Annotated in this window: 22 protein-coding genes; 16 read left to right on the forward strand and 6 right to left on the reverse strand. The window is 61.6% G+C overall.

The features are described from left to right. Positions 1-33: 33 nt before the first annotated feature. Positions 34-849, reverse strand: a complete 816-nt coding sequence (locus BH682_RS25960; protein WP_075834552.1) for a DUF72 domain-containing protein — start codon at positions 847-849, stop codon at positions 34-36. A 44-nt stretch (positions 850-893) separates the two neighbouring features. Next, positions 894-1,076, reverse strand: coding sequence for a hypothetical protein (locus tag BH682_RS25965; RefSeq protein WP_003940600.1), 183 nt, complete (start codon positions 1,074-1,076; stop codon positions 894-896). Between the two features lie 81 nt (positions 1,077-1,157). Between BH682_RS25965 and BH682_RS25970 the strand changes: the two genes are divergently transcribed. From BH682_RS25970 to BH682_RS25990, 5 genes are all read left to right on the forward strand, one after another. Further along, positions 1,158-1,478, forward strand: a complete 321-nt coding sequence (locus BH682_RS25970) for a GYD domain-containing protein (protein WP_007729728.1) — start codon at positions 1,158-1,160, stop codon at positions 1,476-1,478. Positions 1,479-1,522: 44 nt separating this feature from the next. Then, a complete protein-coding gene (locus BH682_RS25975) occupies positions 1,523-2,371 on the forward strand; it encodes an LLM class F420-dependent oxidoreductase (RefSeq protein ID WP_030536489.1) in 849 nt (282 codons plus the stop codon). Positions 2,372-2,446: 75 nt separating this feature from the next. Beyond that, positions 2,447-3,196: an SDR family oxidoreductase gene (locus BH682_RS25980; protein WP_075834554.1), complete on the forward strand. Its 750-nt coding sequence runs from the start codon at positions 2,447-2,449 to the stop codon at positions 3,194-3,196. A gap of 62 nt (positions 3,197-3,258) precedes the next feature. Then, a complete protein-coding gene (locus tag BH682_RS25985; RefSeq protein ID WP_075834556.1) occupies positions 3,259-3,723 on the forward strand; it encodes an RrF2 family transcriptional regulator in 465 nt (154 codons plus the stop codon). A 118-nt stretch (positions 3,724-3,841) separates the two neighbouring features. Beyond that, positions 3,842-4,984, forward strand: coding sequence for a GGDEF domain-containing protein (locus BH682_RS25990; protein ID WP_007729732.1), 1,143 nt, complete (start codon positions 3,842-3,844; stop codon positions 4,982-4,984). Between the two features lie 27 nt (positions 4,985-5,011). On the opposite strand, the gene BH682_RS25995 is transcribed toward BH682_RS25990, so the two are convergent. Further along, positions 5,012-5,896 carry a helix-turn-helix transcriptional regulator gene (locus BH682_RS25995; RefSeq protein WP_064073862.1) on the reverse strand — a complete coding sequence of 295 codons (885 nt, stop codon included), beginning with the start codon at positions 5,894-5,896 and terminating at the stop codon, positions 5,012-5,014. A gap of 167 nt (positions 5,897-6,063) precedes the next feature. Between BH682_RS25995 and BH682_RS26000 the strand changes: the two genes are divergently transcribed. Genes BH682_RS26000 through BH682_RS26015 form a run of 4 tightly spaced genes read left to right on the forward strand, consistent with a single transcriptional unit; the run spans position 6,064 to position 9,420 of the window. Then, the gene (locus BH682_RS26000) at positions 6,064-7,101 is read left to right on the forward strand and encodes a zinc-dependent alcohol dehydrogenase family protein (RefSeq protein ID WP_075834558.1); all 1,038 of its coding nucleotides are present in this window, start codon (positions 6,064-6,066) and stop codon (positions 7,099-7,101) included. 36 nt (positions 7,102-7,137) lie between these two features. Next, positions 7,138-8,616: an MFS transporter gene (locus tag BH682_RS26005; protein ID WP_223304588.1), complete on the forward strand. Its 1,479-nt coding sequence runs from the start codon at positions 7,138-7,140 to the stop codon at positions 8,614-8,616. After that, positions 8,591-8,977, forward strand: a complete 387-nt coding sequence (locus BH682_RS26010) for a DUF2255 family protein (protein ID WP_007729735.1) — start codon at positions 8,591-8,593, stop codon at positions 8,975-8,977. The genes BH682_RS26005 and BH682_RS26010 overlap by 26 nt, the downstream gene beginning before the upstream one ends. A gap of 29 nt (positions 8,978-9,006) precedes the next feature. After that, entirely contained in the window at positions 9,007-9,420 is a 414-nt protein-coding gene (locus BH682_RS26015; RefSeq protein WP_064687808.1) for a (R)-mandelonitrile lyase, read from the forward strand. Positions 9,421-9,433: 13 nt separating this feature from the next. Here the strand turns inward: BH682_RS26015 and lexA are convergent, their stop codons facing one another. Beyond that, positions 9,434-10,123 (reverse strand): transcriptional repressor LexA, encoded by a 690-nt coding sequence (gene lexA / locus BH682_RS26020; protein WP_174519486.1) that lies wholly within the window; start codon positions 10,121-10,123, stop codon positions 9,434-9,436. A gap of 77 nt (positions 10,124-10,200) precedes the next feature. Between lexA and BH682_RS26025 the strand changes: the two genes are divergently transcribed. After that, the gene (locus tag BH682_RS26025) at positions 10,201-10,671 is read left to right on the forward strand and encodes a hypothetical protein (RefSeq protein ID WP_054781331.1); all 471 of its coding nucleotides are present in this window, start codon (positions 10,201-10,203) and stop codon (positions 10,669-10,671) included. An 82-nt stretch (positions 10,672-10,753) separates the two neighbouring features. Here BH682_RS26025 and BH682_RS26030 read toward each other — a convergent pair whose 3' ends face one another. Then, complete coding sequence (locus BH682_RS26030) at positions 10,754-12,253, reverse strand: flavin-containing monooxygenase (RefSeq protein ID WP_003940522.1); 1,500 nt, start codon at positions 12,251-12,253, stop codon at positions 10,754-10,756. A gap of 517 nt (positions 12,254-12,770) precedes the next feature. Here BH682_RS26030 and BH682_RS26035 point away from each other — a divergent pair. Both BH682_RS26035 and BH682_RS26040 read left to right on the forward strand, forming a co-directional pair. Next, positions 12,771-13,430, forward strand: a complete 660-nt coding sequence (locus BH682_RS26035; RefSeq protein WP_003939969.1) for a LuxR C-terminal-related transcriptional regulator — start codon at positions 12,771-12,773, stop codon at positions 13,428-13,430. Positions 13,431-13,598: 168 nt separating this feature from the next. Further along, positions 13,599-14,486 (forward strand): ScbA/BarX family gamma-butyrolactone biosynthesis protein, encoded by an 888-nt coding sequence (locus tag BH682_RS26040; RefSeq protein ID WP_063315604.1) that lies wholly within the window; start codon positions 13,599-13,601, stop codon positions 14,484-14,486. Positions 14,487-14,524: 38 nt separating this feature from the next. On the opposite strand, the gene BH682_RS26045 is transcribed toward BH682_RS26040, so the two are convergent. After that, a complete protein-coding gene (locus BH682_RS26045) occupies positions 14,525-15,169 on the reverse strand; it encodes a ScbR family autoregulator-binding transcription factor (RefSeq protein WP_003940238.1) in 645 nt (214 codons plus the stop codon). An 86-nt stretch (positions 15,170-15,255) separates the two neighbouring features. Between BH682_RS26045 and BH682_RS26050 the strand changes: the two genes are divergently transcribed. The 4 genes from BH682_RS26050 to BH682_RS26065 all read left to right on the forward strand — a co-directional run bounded on the left by BH682_RS26050 (position 15,256) and on the right by BH682_RS26065 (position 19,793). Beyond that, positions 15,256-16,098, forward strand: a complete 843-nt coding sequence (locus BH682_RS26050; protein ID WP_030536480.1) for an NAD-dependent epimerase/dehydratase family protein — start codon at positions 15,256-15,258, stop codon at positions 16,096-16,098. 358 nt (positions 16,099-16,456) lie between these two features. Beyond that, positions 16,457-17,575 (forward strand): hypothetical protein, encoded by a 1,119-nt coding sequence (locus BH682_RS26055; RefSeq protein WP_075835493.1) that lies wholly within the window; start codon positions 16,457-16,459, stop codon positions 17,573-17,575. A 219-nt stretch (positions 17,576-17,794) separates the two neighbouring features. Then, on the forward strand, positions 17,795-18,508 hold the full coding sequence (locus BH682_RS26060; RefSeq protein ID WP_003940486.1) for a FadR/GntR family transcriptional regulator: 714 nt from the start codon (positions 17,795-17,797) through the stop codon (positions 18,506-18,508). A 49-nt stretch (positions 18,509-18,557) separates the two neighbouring features. After that, on the forward strand, positions 18,558-19,793 hold the full coding sequence (locus tag BH682_RS26065) for a CynX/NimT family MFS transporter (RefSeq protein ID WP_075834561.1): 1,236 nt from the start codon (positions 18,558-18,560) through the stop codon (positions 19,791-19,793). Positions 19,794-19,831: the final 38 nt, after the last annotated feature.

The raw sequence follows: 19,831 nt of genomic DNA on the forward strand, positions 1-19,831 counted from the left end.
CTTCCACATCCCACCGACAGGCCAGGCGATCCGTCAGCGCAGCCGCTCCAACAAGGACATTGCGTTGTGCGGCGCAAAGCCTTTCATGTCGTTGTCGAAGTAGACGTACACGTCGAGGCCCTCGTCCATCCAATCCCGAAAGCGCTTGGACCACTTGTCCAGAGCTTCGTCGGTGTAACCACTCGCATACAGTTCCTTGTCCCCGTGCATCCGCACATAGACAAAATCGGCAGTAGGAGTGGTGATGCGGGGATACCTGCCGGCTGTGTCTGCGACGACAAAACCGATGGAGTGCTCGCGCATCAGGTCCACGGCTTCGTCGGTCTCGAAGCTGGCGTGCCGCGCTTCCACCGCGTAGCGAATCGGCACGTCCCTCTCGGTCTGGGCGAACACTCGGTCTTCGGTGAGTTTGTCGTCGTGCTGTGCTGCCAGATCGGCTGCAGCCTGTGTGGTACAGGGAAGACCGTCGAAGAAGTCGGCCAATCGCTGCGATTCGAACTGCAGCGTCGGAGGTAGTTGCCACAGAATCGGCCCGAGCTTGGGGCCGAGGGCGAGTGTTCCGGCGGCAAGAAAGTTGGCGAGTCCGTCACGGGCGTCGAGCAGCCGTTTCATGTGTGTGATGTACCGGCCGCCCTTGATCGCGAACACAAAATCTTCGGGAGTTTCGCTGCGCCATTTGGTGTAGCTTTCCGGCTTCTGCAGCGCGTAGAACGAGCCGTTGATCTCGATCGACGTCAATCTCTCTGCGGCATAAGACAATTCTTTGCGGTGAGCAAGACCTTTCGGATAGAAATCTCCGCGCCACGCGGGATACGTCCACCCGGAGATACCTACCCGAATATCTGCCATCGATTCAGACTAAGCGGCACTCGAGCGTTTTGGCACTCCGTGTTTCAAACTCCGGCGCTGAGCGCGACGGATACCGGTACGACGGTCAGGCACACCACCGCACCGATGAACAACGCGATCACGAGGCGACGGTCCCACTTTCCGCGTGCACCACTGGCAGCGAGCATGAAGATCACAAAACCTACACACACGGACACGATAGTCACGATCACCGGAGTTCCAACCATGCCGTGATTGTCCCCTACCCATTGCCACCGAGCGCCCTACGGGTACACGATCGAAGTACCCATCCCGAGCTAGGAGTGGAAATGCCGAAATACCTCTGGCAAGTGACGTACTCACCCTCCGGCGCCGCCGGTCTACAGCAGGAGGGAGGCACTGCGCGGCGCGACGCGATAACGCGAATGGTCGAAAGCATCGGTGGCACTGTCGAATCCTGCCACTTCGCACTGGGCGGTCACGACATGTTCGTGATCGGCAACCTGCCGGACGACGTCGCGGCAGCCGCATTGAGCATTCGCACGGCTGCGGCAGGTGCAGCACGCTCGGAGTCGATCACACTGCTCACGCCGGAGCAGATCGACGAGGCAGTCAAGCGACCGACCGACTACCGCGCGCCGGGCAAATGACGACGGAAGGAATAGATCCCGGCAGCAGCCGAGTTGCACCCGCTGTGACGGAGACTACGAAAACACCTGACCTGGGAACCTACGGAATCTGGCGAGGAGCGGCTGGTTTGCCGCCCGAGCTGGGAACTGCGATCGAGAAACTCGGTTTCGGCACCATCTGGATCGGCGGCTCCCCACGCGCCGATCTACGGATCGCCGAGAAACTTCTCGACGCGACCGAGCACATCACCGTGGCAACCGGAATCGTCAACATCTGGTCCTCACCTGCGGCTGAGGTGGCGGAGTCCTATCACCGACTCGAAGCCGCGCACCCGGGGCGATTCCTGCTCGGCGTAGGCGTCGGACATCCGGAAGCGACCGGCGACTATACCAAGCCGTACGCCTCACTCGTGTCGTATCTCGACGAACTCGACGCGGCCCAGGTCCCGGAATCGCGGCGCGTCCTCGCCGCACTGGGGCCGAAGGTGTTGAAACTGTCCGCCGCTCGCGCCGCCGGCGCGCATCCGTACCTGACCACCCCCGAACACACGGCCGAAGCTCGCGAAATCCTCGGCCCTTCGAAGATCCTGGCCCCCGAGCACAAGGTTGTCCTGGAAACCGATCCGGAGAAGGCCAGAGCAATCGGTCGCCCCGCCGTCGCCAACCCGTATCTGTATCTGCGCAACTACACGAGCAATCTCGAGCGCCTCGGTTTTGCGCCCGAAGAGTTGGCCAACGAGGGGAACGATCGCGTCATCGACGCCCTGGTTGCGCGGGGTACCGCGAAGTCCATCGCGGATCGACTTCGGGAGCATGTCGCGGCGGGTGCCGATCACGTTGCGATCCAAGCACTTCCCGCCGAAGGTGATCCGATCGCGACCTACGAAGCACTGGCCGCCGAACTCTTCGACTGACCGGGCAACCCTTGACTTGGATAAGTAGTGTCCGAGTATACTTGGACACTACTTATCCGAGTAAAGGAGAAAAACATGAAGATCGTCATTTTCGGAAGCGGACTCATCGGAAGCCAGGTCGCCGCCAAGCTCGCTGACGCCGGGCACGACGTGAAGGCGCTCGGTCGCGGCGACGGGATCGACATCACCACCGGCGCAGGTATCGCCGAGGCAGTCGAGGGTGCCGACGTCGTCGTGGATCTGACCAATTCCCCTTCGTGGTCGGACGACGACGTCTTGGCCTTCTTCCGCGACGGAACCGGCCACATCCTCGCCGCGGAAGAGAAGGCAGGCGTCGGGCACCACGTCATACTGTCCATCGTGGGTGCCGATCGACTGCCCGATTCCGGGTACATGCGAGCCAAGGTCGCCCAGGAAGACCTGGTCAATGCGGGCCCGACCCCCTACACGATCGTCCGATCGACCCAATTCTTCGAGTTCGTCGCCGGAATCGCCGACGCGGGAACCACCGACGGCGCCGTCCACGCAACGCCGGGACATCTGCAACCCATCGCGTCTCGAGACGTCGTGTCCCACGTCGCCGAGGTAGTGACCGGCGCGCCGCAAAACGGCACGGTCGAGATTGCCGGACCCGAACCGCTGGGCATCGACGAACTGGTCCGGCGCTTGTTCCTCGTCACCGGCGACAAGCGTTCGGTTATCTCCGATCCCGAAGCCGGCTACTTCGGCGCGAAACTCGACAACTCGGCACTGACCCCGACGCCCGGTGCAGATGCATGGATCGCGCCGACAACATACGACGCGTGGCTTGCCGAGAAGGCCTGACGTCGACAACTCGAGCGACGTCCGGCCCGCACCGCTTTCCGCGGCGTCGATAGAGTCCAATCATGAAGCTTTCCGGAGGCGTGGAGTGGTCACTCCACTGCTGCGTGGTTCTGAGCCAGTCCGAGGGGCCGGTACCCACAGCCAGACTCGCCGAACTTCACGGGGTGTCGAAGACATACCTGGCGAAGCATCTGCGAGCGCTCGCGCACGCCGACCTGGTCAATCCGACCGAGGGCCGAGACGGCGGGTACGTTCTCACCCGGGCTCCCGAGAAGATCACCGTTCTCGACGTCGTACAGGCCGTTGACGGCACCGAACCTGCGTTCCGGTGCACGGAGATTCGACAGCAAGGAATCCTCGCCGCTCCACCGGAGCAGTGCCGTTCCGCCTGCGGAATCGCCAAGGTCATGGCCGACGCCGAAAAAGCCTGGCGCGCATCGCTGTCGGGGGTCACTATTGCAGATCTTGCTGCAAACCTGGACCTTCCGGCACTCAGAAAGATCCTGACCACACCGATCACACCCTAGAGCAGCCCACACCCCACGAGACGGCAATCCATCGTTCAACTATCGGGTACCTTGTTCGGGGATCAAATCTTGACGAAGAATCTTCCGGGAATTTTCGCAAGATCTCGGAGGGGGTTTCATGGGAGTCAGTGGCGCTGCGGGGTTGGGGCAGAACATTCGTCAAACAACTGGACTGTTGAGTCGCTGGTGGTCTCTTGCGTACGACGGCGAATGGTTCCCGAGGTTCCTGGCTGCTCGATCGATGTTGGGGACAGCCAGGGTGGTCGTCACCTTTTGGTGTGCTGTGTTCGTGGCACTCGCCGTACTGGCTCAATTCGTGAAGGGTGGCGCAACCGAGCTCCCTGAACGGCTCGCGGCGGGCGCAGCATGCATGATCGCGCTCTACTGCATGATTCGCTGGTCACTCGGACGGTCTTGGCCGAGTCACCATCAATCCGTTCGTTTCGTTTCGCTCACCAATATCTGCTTGTCCTTGATACTTCTCGCCGGAATCCATTCGAGCTTCCTGGCATTGACCGGCACCGTCCTGTTCGTGGTCGTCGCGAACTATTCGTCGGTATTCCACAGCCCTCGAATAGTCACAGCACAGATCACCGGCGCGCTGTTCGTCGTTGCGCTACTGACAATTCGTGCTGTAACCGATCCGGATACCGACTCTTCGCTGTCGGTGTCCACTGGATTCGTCATCGGGTGTGTTATCGCTTCAGCCTCGATGACCGTGCATTTCCTCGTCCTGTATTTGACCGACGACGCACGACACTCTTGGCGTGATCCACTCACCGCTGCCCTGAATCGACGTGGGCTGCACAATGTCTGGCAACAGTTGTTCGGTGTCGGCGAACTCCAAGGACACGTAGTCCTTGCGGTGGTGATCGATGTCGATTCGTTCAAGAGCGTCAACGACAAACTGGGTCACGCGGAAGGCGATCGGATGCTGGTGACAGTCGGCCGGCGCCTGAACTCGGTGGTCGGAGAGGTCGGGCTGGTTGCGCGGACTGGCGGCGACGAGTTCGTGATTCTCATGCCCGTGGAGCCACGTCGCATCGAACAAACCGTGGTGGACATTCACAATTCGATATCGCGGCCCGCCGGCCGGCAGTCGATTTCCGTGAGCGTCGGAGCCAGCGTGTGGCTGTCCTCGACAATCCCGGACGCTTCGGGAACCATCGATCGGATTCTTGCCGACGCCGACAACGCGATGTATCGGGCGAAACGACGAGGTGGAGACCAGGTAGCTTGGGCAGTAACGCATCTGAGCTGAATCGACACGATTACCTGTCGATCGAATTCAGAGCGCCGCTTCGCTGTCGTTCGCCGGATCCAGCTGATCCTGGGTTGCCGCCCAACTCGCCAAGAGTTTGAGTGCGTCAGCCGTGGGCGTCCCCGGCGCCGCGGTGTAGACCAGCAGTGTCAGCCCGGGATTGGACGGCAGTTCCATCGCCTCGAAGTTCAGCTCCAGGTCTCCGACGACGGGGTGACGAACCTTCTTGAATCCCGTCCGATGAAAGCGCACATTGTGTTTCGCCCACCGGGTGCGGAATACCTCACTGCGAGTGGCAAGTTCACCGATGAGCTCGGTCAGCGCCCTGTCATGGGGATTGCGCCCCGCTTCCGAGCGGAGCATCGCGGCGATGTCGTCTGCCGCGCGCTCCCAATCCACGAAGAAGTCCTGCGATGCCGGGTCCAGGTACACGAACCGGGCGTTGTTCGCCGGCCTACGTGGATCGGCCAACACCGGCGAATACAACGCGCGCGCCATACGATTGGCCGCCAGCATGTCGTGCCTGGCATTACGTACCCACGCCGGCGCGTCGGTGATGGCGTCGAGTATCTGCTGAATCGCCGGGCTCACGCCCTTGGGGGCGGGCCGCTTTCTACTCGGTGCGCCTGCACTGGCGGCCTTCGCGAGGTCGTACAAATGGGCAGTTTCGGCTTCGTCGAGTTGCAGTGCTCGGGAAAGGCTTTCGAGCACCGAGTCCGACGCTCCCGCCAGATTTCCGCGTTCCATGCGCACGTAGTAGTCGATGCTCACACCGGCGAGCAGAGCGACTTCCTCACGGCGCAACCCCTTGACGCGACGGTTCCCGCCGTAGGCCGGCAGCCCTGCCTGCTCGGGTGTGATGCGAGCACGACGGGAGCTGAGGAATTCGCGGATCTCGGCTCGGTTGTCCATGCAGTTCACGTTACTCGAGCGGAGAAGACCGAGGGAGGTACTGCCGTTACCTGGAACAACAGACACTCCCGCGCCCGCGAGGCGCGGCGTTGACTGATTGCAGTCGACCGGTCCACGCCGAAACGTCGACTTCGAAGCACGCGACACCAGAAGCAAGAGGGGACACCATGCGAGCAACCATCATGTACGGCGCCGGAGACGTTCGAGTCGAGACCGTGCCCGATCCGGCACTGCAGCAGCCGACGGACGCGATCGTGCGGGTCGTCAGGGCGTGCGTTTGCGGCTCTGACCTGCACCCTTACCACAACATGCCGGCCACGCCCGGTGGTTCCCCGATGGGCCACGAATTTGTCGGAGTGGTCGAAGAGACCGGTCGCGAGGTGTCCACGTTGAAGAAGGGCGACTTCGTCATCGCCCCCTTCGCCTGGTCCGACGGGACGTGCGACTTCTGCCGCGAAGGCTTGCAGACGTCTTGCCGACACGGTGGATTCTGGGCCGGAAACGGGATCGGAGGCGGTCAGGCAGAGGCCATCCGAGTGCCGTTGGCAGACGGCACCCTGGTCAAGGCGCCGGTCGGTGAGGATTCCGAACTCCTACCGTCACTGCTCACACTCTCCGACGTCTTCGGCACCGGCTATCACGCGGCGGTCAAGGGTGGCGTCAACCAACGCACGACGGTCACGGTCATCGGCGATGGAGCCGTGGGGCTGATGGCAGTGCTCTCCGCCAAACGCCTCGGCGCCGAGCGCATCATCCTCATGGGGCGCCACAAGACCCGCACGGATCTCGGTCTCGAGTTCGGAGCCACCGACGTGGTTGCCGAACGTGGAGACGAGGGCATCGAGAAAGTCCGCGAACTGACCGGAGGCGACGGCACTCATGTCGTCCTCGAAGCGGTAGGTCACATGCCTGCCTACGAGCAGTCGCTCGGAGTTGTCCGACCGGGCGGCATCATCAGCCGAGTCGGAGTACCCCAATACGAAGAAGCTCCAATCGGATTCGGGACACTCTTCGGACCCAACATCACACTCACCGGTGGACCGGCCCCGGTGCGCGCGTACATCGAAGAGCTGATGCCGGATGTGCTCGATGGAAAGATCGAGCCGGGCAAGGTCTTCGACCACACCGTCGGACTCGACGACGTAGCGGAAGGCTACCGAGCCATGGACTCCCGTGAATCGTTGAAGGTCCTCGTCCGCCCGTAGTCCACCACTTGCGAAAGTCCACCACTTGCGAAGAAGATGCGCGTGACCCACATTGCCACCCGTCCTGTTGCCGGTCGCATCAATCCCACCGCGATCCTGGCGATCATTCTGATCAGCTATTTCATGATCCTGCTCGACAATTCGATCATCTTCACCGGGCTACCCAGCATCCAAAGCAGCATGGGTTACTCGGCAACCGGGCTGTCCTGGGTCCAGGACGCCTACACCCTGGTGTTCGGCGGGCTTCTCCTGCTGGGTGCTCGTCTCGGGGACATCTTCGGCCGTCGTCGCGTATTCGTGGCCGGTCTCGCGATTTTCGCGATTGCGTCGTTTCTCGTCGGGGTCGCGCCGAACGGTTGGTGGCTCATCGCAGCGCGCGCTCTCCAAGGCGTCGGAGCAGCAGTGGTCGCCCCGGCGTCGCTGTCACTGCTGACCGCCAGTTTCCCGCCCGGCCCGGAGCGAACGCGCGCTGTTGCCTGGTACGGCGCTGCTGCGGGAATAGGCGCCAGCCTCGGACTCGTGATCGGCGGCGCCCTTGCCGACTGGGTGTCTTGGCGCGCAGGCTTTTTCATCAACGTTCCGATCGGTATCGCGATGATCGCTCTCGCTCCCCGGTTCATTCCGGAAACCGAGCCCAACTCCGGACGTTTCGATGTGGCCGGCGCTGTTCTCGCCACACTCGGGATGACCGCGCTCGTCTTCGGCACCGTCAACTCGGCCGAAGCGGGGTGGACCTCACCGATCACCGTTGCGACACTGGCGGCCGGGGCGATACTACTGACCGTGCTCTTCCTCAACGAAGCGAGAGCGGAGCAGCCGATCATGCCACTGAGGTTGTTCCGTAGCCGGGAGCGATCCGGGGCGTACGCCGCCCGAATGCTCTATCTGGGTGCCATGATCGGATTCTTCTACTTCACGACTCAGCTACTCCAAGGCGTCATGGGCTTCAGCGCGTTCCAAGCAGGCATCGCCTTCTTCCCGATGACGATCGTCAATTTTGCTGTGGCGATGCTTATTCCGCGACTGACACCGCGATTCGGAAATTCCGCAATTCTGTCGGTTGGCATTGCCGTCACCCTGGCCGGGATGGCGTGGCTCAGTCTGGTCCATCCCGGCAGCACGTACCTCACTGCGATAGCACTTCCGATGATCTTGATCGGCGCCGGACAGGGGTTGGCTTTCGCCCCACTGACTTCTGCCGGCATCTCCGGGGTACAGGCCGAGGATGCCGGTGCCGCATCAGGATTGGTCAACACTGCACATCAACTGGGCAGTGCTCTCGGACTCGGCATCCTCGTCGCAGTCTCCGCGGGCGCCGGATCCTCTGCCGACGACGCTACAACGGCACTCACCGATCACGTATCAACGGCTCTCACCGCAGGCACCGCCCTGCTCGCCGCCTGTCTCGTCATCGTCCTCGCACTGATCGTCCCGGTTACGAGAACGCGAAGTACCGCAAAGCAATTCGACCAGGAGAAAGGAAGCCGAGATGTCGCACTCGTGGACCGAGGCTGAACTGACCAAGATCGGCGACGCCGAGGAGTTGCAGGTCTCCTCGTACCGCCGAGACGGAACCGCAAGGCCGTACGTCACGATTTGGGTTGTCCGTACCGACAACCAACTGTACGTTCGCTCGGCCTACGGAACCGACAACCCGTGGTTCGTCCGAGCAACGGCAAGTGGAACGGGCCGAATCCGAGCAGGAGGAATCGAGCGGGACGTGGCGTTCGAGTCCGCCGCACCGGATGCCCACTCGTCGATCGACTCCGCCTATCACACCAAATACGACCGCTACGGCCCGCAGATCGTCGGCTCCGTCACCGGCCGCGCCGCCGCACCCAACACCATTCGACTTGTTCCGCTGACGCAGAACTGAACCGCCCCTTTCGATTCCGAGGAGACCTCATGGAAATCTTGAAGCCCCAGCCCACCAGCAAAGCACCCAGCGACTGGTTCACCGGCGACGTCTGGTGGGACGTCATCTACGCCGGACAGGAGCCGTCGAGGATGCGCGCCAACATGGTTCGCTTTGCACCGTGCGCGCGAACCGACTGGCACTCCCATGCAGTCGGACAGACCCTCCACATCGTCTCCGGTACCGCGCTGGTTCAAGCTCGCGGCGGCGAGATCGTCGAAGTCCACCCGGGTGAGACCGTCTACACCCCAGCGGGAGAGGAACACTGGCACGGCGCGGCACCCGACCGTTTCATGACCCACCTTGCGCTGTGGGAAGGACCCGGCGGCGGAAGCACCGAAACTACATGGGGCGACAAAGTCACCGATGAGGAATACGGCGGTCCCCGCGCCAGACGTCGTTGAGACCGGACACCTCTCAGATACGGCGCATCACGGAAACAACTTTGCCCAGGATGACCGCGCGATCGCCGTCGATGACGCTGTACGCGGGATTGCGAGGCTCGAGGTACACGTGACCGTCGCGACGCCGGAGCACCTTCACCGTGGCCTCGCCGTCGATCATCGCGGCGACGATCTCACCGGAATGAGCTTCGTCCTGGCGGCGCACCACGACGACGTCACCGTCACAGATCGCTGCGTCGACCATCGACTCACCACGCACCCGAAGTCCGAACACCGTGCCGGAGCCGACGAGCTCACGAGGAAGCGCAAGCACCTCGTCGGCGTGCTCCTCCGCGAGGATCGGCGCGCCGGCCGCGATGTCACCGACGACCGGAACCGTCACCGTATTCGACGACGACTGTTCCTTCGCGCCTACGAGGAACGGCCGCACGTCCAACTGCCGAGCCATGGCCGCTCCCCTACGGAGGAAGCCCTTCTCTTCGAGACTCTTGAGGTGCTTGGACACCGTCGACGTCGAGCGCAGACCAACCGCGTCTCCGATCTGCCGTGTGCTCGGCGTGCACCCGTTGGCAGCCACGAGATCCCGGATGGTCATCAGAATCTGCTGCTGGCGGAGCGGCAGGGAGGAGGCGTCGAGGCCACCGAACATGTCGAGATCGTCGTAATCGGTCACGATGAGAATCGTAGTGAGGGGTCCCGACATCCAGGCCAGCCAGTCGGAGTCTGCCAGAAACGGCACAGGCAGTTTGTTTCCCGAGCGGCGCATGGCACGCTGAGCTGATGGAGCCTCTCGAACCGATGCGCCCGGTCAGTGTTCCCGCCGACACCCATAAGTCGACGCCGATCTGGAAGTCGGCACCGGTCACTTTGGGAACGGTGGGTGTGTTTGCCTACGCATTGATGTCCGCGAGAACCGGCGTCGTCGAAGTTGCACTTGGCGCGGCGATCGCGATCGCCGGCGCCGCCCTCTACTGCATGTCAGTGATGCGCACGATCAGAGAAAACTCGTGCAGCCGCGTACCTCTGCTCGGAACCCCACCCGTCTCGCCCCGTGACGTCGACCTGCTCGCCGGGGCCGGGATGCCCTTGATCATGGGCGGATCGTTGCTGGCCATACGAGCAGCGGGATGGACCTGGCCATATCTCTATCTCGGACTGCTCGCCGTGATCATGGTCGCTACCTATGTTCTTCCCGTGGTGGTGCACAACCGACGATTACGGAAGCGAACTCACCGATCGCAAACCCCGTGACGCGGGTACGTCGACGCAACATCTCCAGCACATTCTCCGACGTCCCCACTGGTACGACCGGTCCATCCCCCGGTGGAGCCGACTATGCGCTGGCGACCTTGCTATCAGGCACGACAGCAATATCGACCTTGCTGAACTGCAGCACACCGTCTTCGATCTCGGCGTCGTGCATCAGCTTGCGGTCGCGGTAGTAATTGTTGACCACTTTCCACGCACCGCGGGCACCCTGACGCGGCATCTCTCCGTCGCCGCGCTGGATGTAGCCCGAGGTCAGGGCTCCGCCCATGAGAGATTCTTCGGCGAAGTCCTCAGGTTCGGCGTGAACCTCGAAAGTCGTGTAGTCGCGCTTACGCATGATCTTGAGTACGCGACACAGATAGGACGCGGCCAGGTCGGCCTTGAGCGTCCAGGATGCGTTGGTGTAGCCGAGGATCATCAGGAAGTTCGGGATGTCGGAGTAGAGCACGCTCTTGTAGGCGACCGTCTCGTTGAGCTTGACGGGCTCGCCGTCGATGCTCATGGTCGCCCCGCCCAGGATCTGTACGTTCAAGCCGGTCGCCGTGACGATGACGTCGGCCTCGATTTCGCGGCCCGACTCGGTCACGATGCCCTTCTCGGTGAACGTGGCGATACGGTCGGTGACGATGTCGGCCTTGCCACTCTTGAGCACCTTGAACAGGTCCCCGTTGGGAACCACGCACAGGCGCTGATCCCACGGGTTGTAGTTGGGGGTGAAGTGACGCAGGTCCACGTTCTTGCCGAGTTGCAAGCGGATCTGGGTGAGGAACAGCTTCTTCGCCAGCTTCGGATTGGTGCGTGAGAGCTGAAAGCTGGCGCGTTGCAGTGCGATATTGCGGGCTCGACCGATCTTGTAAGCGATCTGATCGGGAACGCGTGCAAGCTTGAGACCCTTGGCCACAGGGTCCTCGGACGGTAGCGCCTGGATCCACGTGGGCGAGCGCTGCAGCATGGTGACGTGACCGGCAGTGGGGGCCATCGACGGGATCAGCGTGATCGCGGTGGCACCGGAACCGATGACCACTACCTTCTTTCCGGTGTAATCGAGATCCTCCGGCCAGTGCTGCGGGTGCACGATCTGACCGCGGAAGTCGTCCTCACCGGGGAAGGCGGGGCGGTATCCCTTGTCGTAGTTGTAATAACCACAGGCGCCGACGAGGACGTTCGCTGTCCACGTCTCGGTCTCCCCCGTCGCCTCGACCAGGACGGTCACGGACCACTGTGCAGTCGCGCGATCGAAGTCCATTGCCACGACCTTGCGGCCGAAGTTGATGTGGTCGGTGACGCCGTATTCCTTGGCGGTTTCCTCGACGTAGTCACGGATACTGGCGCCGTCTGCGAGCACTTTGGTTCCGATCCACGGACGGAAACCGAATCCGAAGGTGAGCATGTCGGAATCCGAACGGATGCCGGGATACTTGAATAGGTCCCAGGTGCCACCGATGTTCTCGCGGCGTTCGAGGATCGCGTAAGTGCTTCCGGTCTGCTCACGAATGAGGTGGCAAGCCGCGCCGATTCCGGACAAGCCAGCGCCGATGATCAGTACGTCGACATGCTGTGTCATGAGGAAACTCGTTTCGTCGGTCGTCGCGAAGCTACTTCTGGCGTCGGCAGTGACCGAGAACGATCGGCCGGTTCAGGCCGGGTTCCCTAAGGTCAGCGCCAATGAACAGGGTATGTGCAACTGACGGTAACAGTCAATATCTCGACCCGGCCGCGTACGGAACATTGAGGCGCGACGCACCGGCCTCGCGGAAACTCGATCGAGACGCCTGAATGCCTCGAGCCATTGGGGAGTCGTTCACGTCGTCGACGGAACGCCTAATGGCTCGTCTACGCGGGATACTCATCGCCCAAATATTCAGCGCCCTAGCATAATTCGAAGGTCCACGATCAGGTGTCGAACGCGCGAGTTTCCATGGGAGGACGGGCAACTGCGATATCGCCGTAACCTTCGTGCGCATCAGCGGAAAGGTCACTGCGATAGCTAACCTGCTGACGAAACCACGCTGAAAGCAACGGTTTTGGTTCCGCAGCGAAGAGAGCGGGCGGAGTGGACCTCCACCGGAGATGTAGTCGCTATGACACTCTCCAGCACAGTCACCCTGTACACCACTCATAGCGATCGAGAGTTCGCCAATGCAATCGCTGCCGGAATCAGCGCCAGGGCTTATTCCGAGCCACAAACCGCAGACATGAGCCTGTTAAGGCATCACACCAGCGATCACGGTAGAGCGCTCGTTCTCCTACCACTCGGGGGCGTCGATTGGCAGGTGAAGGAGCTCTCCGCGCTCGAGGGATCGGTCCTGGTCGGCGATCTCAGTAGCGGCAACTCCATGATTCGGGGGCTCGCAGCGGGCGCCCACGCCGTGCTCAACTCTCAACTGCCATTCGCATCCCTGCTCGATGAGCTGCAGGCCGCGATCAACCCCAACTCCGCTCGGTCTGCACACGACAAGTCCTCGCTCGTACAACGCATCCGGTTGCGCACCGAAGAATTCGCACGAATCAGCAGTCTCACCGATCGCGAGTTCGAGATCGTGGGCCTTCTCTACGGAGGCTCGAATGTCGACTCGATTGCTCGAACCGCCCACATCGCACCGACCACGGTTCGCGCCCACATCCGAAGCATCCTGCAAAAACTGGGGGTGCATTCCCAGCTGGAGGCATGCGCGATGCTCCGCCGCTCTGGTCACGACGCACGCAGACACCCACTGGAACTTCGGATCGGACGCTTCTAGCAGGAAGTGCCCCAGACACACTCGCCGAGATGGGGTGCCGCCCCTGATCGAACTCGACCTTCGAAAAGATCGTCAATTTTGACGATTCGATGACGCGCCCGGACGTCGAATATTAGGTCCTACACGACACCGAAGACACGAGTGAACATCGAAAGGTGCATTCAATCAATGGAATACACACGCACAGTGCCGCGGCATCTCGTCCACAGACATGCTGTTGCCGAGGTTTTCTTGACGGACTACCGGATCGAATCGGACTCGGCGTACCAGGTTGCTGTGCAACTCCCGGTCTCGCACCGGATATTCGACGTATCGAGCGAGCAACACGATCCGCTCGGGGTGGCAGAAGCATTTCGACAGGCAGTGGTGCTTCTGTGCCACACCCGATACGAGATTCCACTGCACTACAAGTTCCTCATGGAAAGGTTCAGCTTCGAGATGCTGGACGCGCTCGACGTGCAATCAGTCGCGGAGCCGTTGAGTTTCTCGATGACAGTGGACAACCTCACTCATCGCGACGGAGCGGTTTCGGGGGTCGAAGTGTCGGGGATCCTCAGCGAGGGCAACCGGCACGTCGCCAGATGCAACGCTGTTGCGCGAGGAGTCAGCCCCGAGGGATACCGTCGAATTCGGCAAGGACGAGAAGACCACCGCCCGAGCCGACGCATCCTTCCTTCCGGAGCCGCGGTGGTCGGATCGGAGCGAGTCGGACGCCTAACCGATGGAGATGTGCTCATCAGCACTGATCCTGCTCGGCACGCGATGTTCTGCGCTCCCGATCCGCGCAACCACTCCCTTTTCGACCACCCCGTCGACCACATCCCAGGAATGATACTTTTCGAGGCCGCCCGACAAGCGCTCCGATTTCACATCGGCAACCCAGCAACAAAGATCGCCTCACTCTCGGCGGTCTTTCCGAGGTTCACTGAATGGGAAACGCCGTGCGAGGTGTCAACGATCCCCCTTGACGCGTCGGGCCATGTGCACCGAGTTCGGTTCACTCAAGAACTGGAAACCACCGCGGAACTCGAAATTACAGTTGCGGACCAATCATGAGAGGGAACGAACACGTTCTTCTCGTCGCGTCTACCACGTCAAGCGCTCGGTGCTTCCCACTCTCTCGGTGCAAGCGCCGCCAGTTGCATGACGTGCGCCAACTTGTCCTCGCGGACGATCGTTGGCAGCACCAGGTTCCACATCTGACTCAACCGCTCGTACAGATCGGTTCTGCCCGTCAGCATTTCCGAGAGAATCTGCACTCCGGTGAACGACCCCACCACAAATCGAGCCAACGCGTCGATATCGGTGCCCGGGACGATATCGCCGGCTTCGGCCGCTTGGGTTGCCACCTGCTTGATAGCCTCGATCCAATCGAGGTACGGCTGTTCGATGGGGCCTTGAATACTGCCGATCTCCATCGTCAACCGCATGCCACCTCGCGCGATGGGCTCGGTCACAAGCTGCCGAGCCATCTCCTGCGAAACGAGCACCAGGGTTTCGACCGCGATGTCGGAGTGCGCAGCAACCCGCCGGGTACCCTCCATCGCCATACCGTGCTGCGCTGCGATGACCGCGTGCGCAAGCTCCTCCTTGGACGCGAAATGAAAATACATCGCCCCCTTCGACACACCCCCGTGCTGCAAGATCGTGCCCAAACTGGCGGAGTACCCGAACTTCTCGAAGCTCTTCGCAGCACCCAAAATGACGGCCTGGCGCGTCAGGACAGCACGCTCCTGCATGATCTACCCAGCTCTCGTTGCCGACGGAATGAATCTCAACGATACGTCGAAAGAGCTCGCAGCAACGCTCTCGACACGGACACACCGTGACGACTCTGGTACTCGGGGCCACTGGTTTCATCGGCTCCGCAGTGATGAAACAGCTGGTTTCCCGCGACGGAAACGCTGCAATCGGTTTCGTTCGCACGGCCACCGCAGCCAAACAGTTCGGCCGTGAAGGAATCGCCACCGTGATCGGCGACATCAACGAAAGTGCTTCTCTACGACTTGCAATGAGTCAGGCGTCGACCGTCATCTGTTGCGTGTCGTACGTGGGCGACGACGAACAACAGTGCGTTCACGTCAACCAACACGGCGTACAGAACGTTGCGTCGATGGCCGCCGACGTCGGCGTCGAACGCTTGCTCTACGTCAGTACCGCGGCCGTGTACGGGCCGGGACCGTTTCGAGACTTGCCGGTCAACGGCGCACCTCTCAGCCCCTTCTCACCTGCCAGTCGCACGCGCGCTCTCGCCGAGAAGTTCGTGCGCGACGCCGGAGGCCTGGTCGTCCGGCCGCATCTCGTGTACGGACCCGGCGACAGATGGTTTCTTCCGACACTGACGCGAATTGTCTCTCGCCTCGACTCGATCATCGACGGCGGTAGCGCTGTCCTGTCGGTAGTCGACGTAGACCTACTCGCCCGATCCATCTACGAGTTGTCGATAGAACAGCAATTTCGCTACGGCTCAACACTTCACGTCAACGAGCCTGTCCCGCGGACAGTCATCGACCTTCTCGAGCAACATGCACGGGAGACCAACTGGACTCTGCCCCAGAACTCTATCCCCCGCGCCGACGCGGTGAAAGCTGCTGCCCAGCTGAGTCTCGACATGCACCAGATCGACATGATCAGCCTCGATCACTGGTTCCGGTCGAGACTGTACTGATGGCACACGGATCACTCTCGCCAAAATACCTGTCTCCCAACCTTTTCAGCCCTCCCTATTGTTCAGCCTCAGCAATCAATAGGGCCTATTCCGCAGTCACTACAGGCAAACAGAGAGCTCTGATCGACGAAAACCACAGCTACACAAAGACGGCAGTGATCGCGCACACCGAAGAAGCGGCGTTCACGCAACTGGCAGCAGCCTGGGGCTCCCTTCCGTCCGCCTTCGCCACCGAATGCAGTGTGTGGCGATCATGTCGTGCGCGACGAAACGGCCAGGAGCTCTGACATCACGGGAGAAGGCTCTCCATCTCGCTGACCTCGACTACCGTCATCTGAACCAGAAAACGGGAGAACAGATGCTCACTGCGGATATTTTGCTGTCGGGCCCGCGCGGGCGCCGGATGCTGCTCGCGTATGCGATCGACGCCGAACGCGCCCTGCGTCCCGAGTCAGGCGACGACATGTTCCGCATCAGCGCTCACCGGGCGGCGTATCACCTCGACGTCGGACAAGGAACCTCCCGAGTGTTGTTCGGCCCGGGCGCCGAAGAGGCCCGGCAGACCATAGTCACCGCGGAGGACGTGGCGCGCAGCCTCACGGAAATATCGCTCCCCGACGTCACCGCCGTCGATCTACGCTCCGCCCTCGCAGAAGCGGTCGATGCGGCGCGTTACTGGCAGGATCCCGACGGAGAAGACGTCCTCGTCGCCACCGAAGTTATGCGCGATGAGCTTCGACGCGTCGCCGAGCACATCGCCGGCTCCGAATGCGCGCGGTGGTGGTCAACCTCGCTCCCCTCATCCGACCAATGGTCGATTATGAGCAGAGGTGAGGAATCTCCGGACACAGACGAAGTGCCTGCTGCGCAACAACTCCTCAGCGAGTGGCGCACGAGCACCCTGGAATCTGAAGCGAGAGCTGAACGTGACCGCCCGGTGGATCCCGCGGCGAACTGGTCAGGTTATTGGTGGTCGAATCCACCCACTAAGGGTTCGACGAGGGCGCTGTTCGACGGGACTCCGGCGGGCTTGTGGTTCGTCGAAGACAGCATGGGATGGGAACGGGTCGTCGTGCGAGCATTGCGGCCACCGACTGGCGCACGCATCTACGAGATCGACAGCGCGCAAGCCTGGTCGGAGCTGTGCAGACGGTTCCCGCTCGAGGTCACCGCAGAAACGCGGCAGGTTTGGTACCGGACTACCGGCCGATCAGGCAGGTGGGTCATCCCCGACTGGGTGCAAGTCGCGGAAAGATTTGAGGGAGTGCACCTTACCGTGACGGGATACCTCGCGGCAGCAGGAACCGCGATCGAGGTCGATACCGACACGGCGAGCGTCATCGCGGGCTGGGCACCCGACGAAACATACTGGTTCACCGATGCTGCCACCTACATCTCCGAGCCGTGTGTTTGGGTGCTGCACGACGGCCCGGAAGTGACCGACCAGCCCGCGTGGACGCTGGAATCGCAGCAATGACCCGCACGTGAGGGTCTGCTAGGCATGAGGTTCCGTGAGGAATCGATCGCAGTTGCCCTTCGAGTCGAGTCAACTGCCCCGTGCGCGGTCGGCAGGAGCACTCACGTGCACGCAGACATGCGGAAGGGCGGTACCCCGCCCAGGCCGATCCGAACCCGAGTGCCCTAGATCACAAAGGTAAACCTATCCACAAATCGCCAAATGTCCTACATTTGACTCATGCCGGATTCCCGTATCGCACCCACCGCACGCAACATCCCACTTTCAGTGCAGATCGCGGAACAACTGCGGTCCCAGATCACTTCTGGCAACTGGGAATTAGGGGAGAAGATCCCCGGCGAGCATCAACTTGTCGAAATGACCGGCGCGAGCCGCAATACGGTCCGGGAGGCCATTCGCGGCCTCGTCCATGCCGGCCTCCTCGAAGCACGCCCGGGAGACGGAACCTACGTCTGCGCGAGCTCAGAACTCGAAATTGCACTTCAAAGACGTGCAGCGGCGGAGAACGTGCTCGAAATCTTCGAAGCCCGTGAAGCTTTGGAGCTCTACGCCGCCCGACTCGCAGCCGAACGAGCCCTGCCCGAAGACATCGACCGAATGACTCGGGCTTTGGATGGCCGAGACGCTGAGCCCGACGTCGCCAAATCCGTCGAGTACGACCTCGACTTCCACCTGGAGATGTTCGCAGCGAGCGGGAACCAACTGATCACGGACATCTACCGCAGTCTCGATCGCTCTGACACCATGAGCATCCCACAAGGTAAGTCCGACAAGGAGACTCGACAGCTGTTCATCGGACCTTGGACCGACGACGACCCACACCGGCAGCTGCTTGCGGCCATCCGTGACCGCGATCCGGACGGCGCAGCCGCCGCAGTGGTCCGACTGATGGACCACAGCCGATCCCTCTTTCTGCAAAACATGCCGAAGTAGCTGACACACAAGAGGTTCAGCGCACAGACAATCTCAGAAGGGCACACCCATGGCTAACGTCATCTCCGACACCGAAAACGTGGCGTCTGCCCCGAGCGCGATACCGATAATGCGCCGAGGACTCGTTATCGCTGGCATTCTTCTCATCGCAGCCAATCTTCGAGCCTCAATCACAGTCGTCGGCCCGCTACTCGGTGAGGTACGCACCGATCTCGATATCTCGTCGACAACAGCATCAGCGCTGATCAGCCTTCCACTGCTGTGCTTCGCAGTGTTCTCCCCCGTTGCCCCGGTCATCGCAGCTCGGTGGGGAATGGAACGGACACTCGCAGCAGCACTCGGCATGCTCGCCTTAGCGATCGTGATCCGCTCTGTTCCGTGGATGCCTGCGCTGTGGATCGGTACCGTATCGCTCGGCATGTCCATCGCAACAATGAACGTTCTACTGCCGGCGCTCCTCAAACGAGACTTCCCGACCGAAGCCGGCCGTTTGACCGGCATCTTCTCGGCGGTCTCTGCAGCCGTCGCCGCAACCGCATCCGGACTTGCCGTGCCGATCGCCGGTCTCACCGATCACGGTTGGCGGATCGCATTCGGAATCTGGGCTGCTATGGCTCTCATAGGATTTGGGGTGTTCCTTCCCCAACTTCGCCGACGCACGCTTCCGAAACACGATCATGCTGCGGCTTTGGATTCCCATCCAGGCGGCCATCGCTCCCCCTGGCGCTCAGCACTCGGGTGGCAGATCACAATATTCATGGGCGTCCAATCTCTCTTCTTCTACACCGTTCTGACATGGTGGCCCACCATTGAAGAATCACACGGCACTACCGCGGCTACCGCCGGACTGCATCAAGGCATCATGCAAATATTCTCGATCATCGGCAGCCTCCTCACAGCAGTGCTCCTGCACAAACTGCCCAAGGATCAGAGAGGAGCCGTCCTCGGGCTGGTGTCGGTCGCCGCAGTGGCAGTTCTCGGCCAACTCCTCCTCCCCTCCTGGGCCCTGCTGTGGAATGCATTCCTCGGCATCGGCATCGGCGGATCGATTGTCATTGCCTTGTCCTTCTTCGCAATACGCACTGTCAATCACGGTCAAGCAGCGGCACTCTCGGGTATGGCACAGTCCGTCGGATACCTTCTGGCCGCCACCGGTCCCCTCGTTTTCGGTGCACTGCACGACGCCGTCGATTCCTGGACGACTCCTCTGATCGCGTTGCTGGTGCTGCTGGCCGTGCAACTCGTCTTCGGCTCCCTCGCCGGCCGCAACAAGACACTGGGATAAGCGAACCACGGTCGCCTCGAATCCACCCACCAACCTCG

Source organism: Rhodococcus sp. YL-1 (assembly GCF_001942025.1).
Lineage (GTDB): Bacteria > Actinomycetota > Actinomycetes > Mycobacteriales > Mycobacteriaceae > Rhodococcus_F > Rhodococcus_F qingshengii.